This is a genomic window from Flavobacterium fontis, from assembly GCF_900129405.1.
Lineage (GTDB): Bacteria > Bacteroidota > Bacteroidia > Flavobacteriales > Flavobacteriaceae > Flavobacterium > Flavobacterium fontis.
Genome location: NZ_FQVQ01000028.1, coordinates 1 through 4,321, shown reverse-complemented (window position 1 = coordinate 4,321; position 4,321 = coordinate 1). Strand labels below are relative to the sequence as shown.

Annotated in this window: 4 protein-coding genes; all 4 read left to right on the top strand. The window is 31.9% G+C overall.

Features of this window, described 5'->3' with window-relative positions:
* Nucleotides 1-69 precede the first annotated feature (69 nt).
* Nucleotides 70-1,161: a hypothetical protein gene (locus BUC17_RS13820; RefSeq protein WP_083545016.1), complete on the top strand. Its 1,092-nt coding sequence runs from the start codon at nt 70-72 to the stop codon at nt 1,159-1,161.
* A 186-nt stretch (nt 1,162-1,347) separates the two neighbouring features.
* Nucleotides 1,348-1,773 (top strand): hypothetical protein, encoded by a 426-nt coding sequence (locus BUC17_RS13815; protein WP_073365509.1) that lies wholly within the window; start codon nt 1,348-1,350, stop codon nt 1,771-1,773.
* Between the two features lie 856 nt (nt 1,774-2,629).
* Nucleotides 2,630-3,301 (top strand): hypothetical protein, encoded by a 672-nt coding sequence (locus BUC17_RS13805; protein ID WP_143161828.1) that lies wholly within the window; start codon nt 2,630-2,632, stop codon nt 3,299-3,301.
* A gap of 172 nt (nt 3,302-3,473) precedes the next feature.
* Entirely contained in the window at nt 3,474-4,091 is a 618-nt protein-coding gene (locus BUC17_RS13795) for a hypothetical protein (RefSeq protein ID WP_143161827.1), read from the top strand.
* Nucleotides 4,092-4,321: the final 230 nt, after the last annotated feature.

The following is a 4,321-nucleotide window of genomic DNA, read 5'->3' as shown; positions in this document are numbered from 1 at the left end:
AGGTCACAACCCTACGAAACGTTTTAGTTCACCCGTTTCCTTATAGGTTAAAGTAATTAATATTTAATAATGCAAACTAAAGGCGGAACGTTAGCCGATATAATACCAAAAATGAGTGTAAAAGCTGTAAATGAAATAATTGGACAATACCAAATTTCAAAAGGAATTACTAAAAAAGAAATAATTGAATTATATGAAAACAAGAATATTTCATCAATTCAATTTTCAAGTCCTTTAAATGATTTTGAATTTGACTATCTCGAAGAGAATTTATTTTCTAAAAGAACTGATATTTCTTTGAGAGTATATGGCCATTATTCAGAGAAGTGTGATTTGAACTTTCTGAAAAGAATACCATCATTGCAAAAATTCTCTGCTGATTGTTTAAGAAGTGTACAAGGATTTGAAAATTTATTAGAACTTAAAAATATTGAAACTTTAGGTATTGGAATTTTTGACCTTGAAAGTTTTGATATCCTAGAAAATATTAATCCAAATCTTAAAAGATTATATCTACACCAAACTAAATCTAAAAAACCTAAGATAGATTCTATTAAAAGATTTAAAAATTTAGAATGTTTGTATCTTGAAAACCAATCTAAAGGCATTGAAGAAATCAAAACATTGAAAAACCTAAAAGATTTAACATTACGCTCAATTACAACTGAAAATTTAGATTATTTAATTGGTTTAAATGAACTTTGGACTGTTGACATTAAATTAGGCGGAATTAAAAACTTTAAAGCATTAGAAACTTTACAAAGTTTAAAATATCTTGAATTATGGCAAATAAGGGATTTATCAGATTTATCTTTTATATCAAACTTAGTAAAACTTCAAAATTTATTTATTCAATCTTTACCAAATGTAACTGAATTACCAAATTTTGAAAAACTTATATATTTAAAAAGGATTTATCTTGAAAATCTAAAAGGTTTAAAGAATTTGAATTCTTTAAAAAATGCAAAATCATTAAAAGAATTCATTTATACATCAGCTAATAATGTTGAAATTGAAAATTTAATTCCTGCAATTGAAAATTCAAATTTAGAATCTATAAGCTGTTGGTTTGGAAACTCAAAAAAGAATATTGCTTTTGAAAAATTAGTATTAGAAAGTGGAAAAAAGCCTTATAAATATAGTAAATTTGAATACAAGTAAAATTACATCGGCTAACAGCCGCTAGCCGCTATGGCTGGTAAGTGCTAGTTTGGTGTTTGGCTTTTACGAAAAACTTTTATCTTAGTGGAAGAAAAAACCTTTCGCATAGCCCGCCACAGTCGGCTAGCCGCGGAACGTTAGTGGCTATTTTTAAACTGCTTAAAAACAACTAATCATTTACAAAGAATGCTAGGAAACTGGAAAGGATATTATAGATTTGATAATGAAAGAATTCAGAAAGTAATCGGTTATAATGAAACCGAGTTTGAAATTGTAATTGACAAATTTGACGGAAAAGAATTCTTTGGAAAAGTTAATGATGATGAGAAAACCGGTGGGATGAAAGATACTGGTGAAATTATCGGCAGATTAGAAAATAATGAGGTTTACTTTAAAAAAATAATGCCGAGAAATTGTTCAATTGCTTTGAATGGTGAGCGAGTGTATTCCGAAAAAAAACATCCAACTCTTTATTATTCAGGACGACTTTCTGATGAAGGAAAAAAGATTGAAGGAAAATGGAGATTCAAAAGACAACTTGGTTTTATATTTTATATAATTCCAATTATTTATAACCCAGGGAATGGAACATGGAGAATGGAACTGAAATAAAACAGCCACTAACAGCTACTAGCCGCTATGGCTCAAATTTCTTCGCTTCCACCCTATTTTCTCGACCCGAGCGAAGCGAACGGTGCGTAGCAAAAAACTTTTATCTTAGTGGAAGAAAAAACTTTCGCTTAGACCGCCACAGTCGGCTAGCCGCGGAACGTTAGCACCAATTATTCCAGACGTAACATGAAAAAACTAATGATAGTAACATTTTTTCTTTTCTTGCTAAGTAGTTGCAAAAGAGAAACAAAAAATTGTTATTCAAATTTTACTTATTCAAAAGGAAATATCAGGATGAGTTATCTGTTGAAATTTAATTCTTCAGACACAGTTTATTATCAAGATAGGTATCCATATGGTAAAAAAGGTATATATTACTTCTTGCTTGAAAAGAATGAAAAGAAAATGTTAGACAGTTTAATTTGTGATTTCAAATTTCCTTAAGATTCTGTACTATTAAATAATGGAATTGAAGATGGGACTACTATCGCTTTCTCAATTGATAATAAAAGAGTAATGTTACATGGTCATAAAGGACCTGAACAATTCTGGAAATTTGAAGAAGGAATGAATATGTTTCTAAATTACAAGCAACTTAAGCCTATTAAGAGAAATGTGAAGTTCGACAAATTTGAAAAAATGCTTTACATTCCTGAACCAAAAATTGATACAATAACTGGTGCTAACAGCGGCTAGTAGCTATTGCTGGTTTTTCGTGGTTTCACGTTTGATTTTCACTTAAAAATTATATCTTAGCTTACAGTACGCAGTTTGCTGGTTTTGCAAAAAGCCCCTAGCCGCGGCACGTTAGCGGTCATGCTAAAAAAATCCTGCAAACAAAAACGACAGATAGATAATGGACGACAGTAAATTGAAGTTAACCTTTGAAAATTACGAAATTGAATTGTCGAATGACAAAGATTTTAAACTCAATTCTGCTGACAATAGCTTCAAGTATGACTTTACTTATCATGATGAAGAAGCTCTAAATTACCAGTGCAGCCAACATGCAATAAGGGTTTTCGCAAGCGGACAACTTTACAAAAGTGCTATTGTGTGTGCAATTGCTGGTGGGACAACAATTCATTCTCAAACAGCAATCGTTGACAACAATGACATTTTTATTTGTTGCGCAAACAAGGTTTTCAGCTTATCACTTCCTGACTTAAAACTAAACTGGATAACCGAAGTTGATATGGCAACTTGTTTTGGAATTTACAAAGCCGACAATGGACTTTTCACTCATGGGGAAATGACTGTAAAACGTCTTGACCATTCTGGACAAATAATTTGGGATATAGGACTTAGAGATATTATCGTAAATTTTGAAGAGAACAGAGAGCAAGAAGAATTTGTACTTCGTGATAATTATATAAGCTTAATGGACTTCAACAATAACAAATATCAACTTGGTTTTGACGGAAAATTTATAAGTGAACAATTGAGCGAACAACAAAAACGTTGGGACTTAATAGACAAAAAACGAAAACAGAAAAATGAAAAACCTTGGTGGAAATTTTGGGCTTAACAAAGAAGTACGAACCGCTAACAGCACCTACCCATAAGGCGGGGTTTTGTGCACCAAAGACAGGTTTGTGGTAACAGGAACTTTTGTACTTTTAATCAACATTTGTGGGAAGTCGCCCTTTCGGCTAGCGGTGGAACGTTGGCAGTAATGCAACCTCCAAAGAAGATCCTATATGAAAAAACAACTTTTTATCTTTTTAGTATTAATTATGGGAAATTCTTATTCCCAAAATTTAACAGAACTCAACATTAATTTTATGCTCCGGGGCAATAAATATGTTTCTTCGTCTAAAGTTGATACTACTGCATTAGGTGGATACGGAGGAAGTGATAACTTACCCAAAAAAAATGCAATAGAAAAATTCAATGAAAAAGGCTTTATACTTAGAATTGACACGTTGGACACTTCTTCAATTGGGAATAAATATTTAGCTTATAAATTATACTTAATTAATACTACGGAAAAAGAAATAGAACTTTTTGCATCAGACAGCAGAATTTCAATTATTGCACAAGCACTAGTTGACGGAGAATGGAAGAACATTGAGTATTTACCTTCTAGTAGTTGTGGAAATAGTTATCATAGTGTTTTTTTAAATCCTAATGAGTATTGGGAATTTCTTATCCCAAAATTTAAAGGTAAATTGAAAACTAAAATTCGATACAGACTTATACTTGGTAAAGACAAATTTATTGATTCAAATGAAATCATTGCAAGTATAAATAAGAAACAGTTATACGAAAAGCAGAGTTACTCTAATAACGGAATAATGGATCCATATTTTGATTAATGCACTACTGTCAACAGCGGCTAGCCGCTATGGCTCGATTATCTTCGCTTTCACCCTGTTTCACGACCCGAGCGAAGCGAACGGTGCGTAGCAAAAAAGGTTTATCTTAGTGGAAGAAAAACCTTCCGCATAGAACGCCACAGTCGGCTAGCGGCATTCCAAGATCAAAAACAAGTTTTTAAGCCGAAAATTTACTTAATTCTACATAGGGCGTTCCGCGGTTAACGGTT

Coding starts and splice junctions, on each gene's coding strand:
- BUC17_RS13795 (WP_143161827.1), top strand. CDS start 3,474: ATGAAAAAACAACTTTTTATCTTTTTAGTATTAATTATGGGAAATTCT.
- BUC17_RS13815 (WP_073365509.1), top strand. CDS start 1,348: ATGCTAGGAAACTGGAAAGGATATTATAGATTTGATAATGAAAGAATT.
- BUC17_RS13820 (WP_083545016.1), top strand. CDS start 70: ATGCAAACTAAAGGCGGAACGTTAGCCGATATAATACCAAAAATGAGT.
- BUC17_RS13805 (WP_143161828.1), top strand. CDS start 2,630: ATGGACGACAGTAAATTGAAGTTAACCTTTGAAAATTACGAAATTGAA.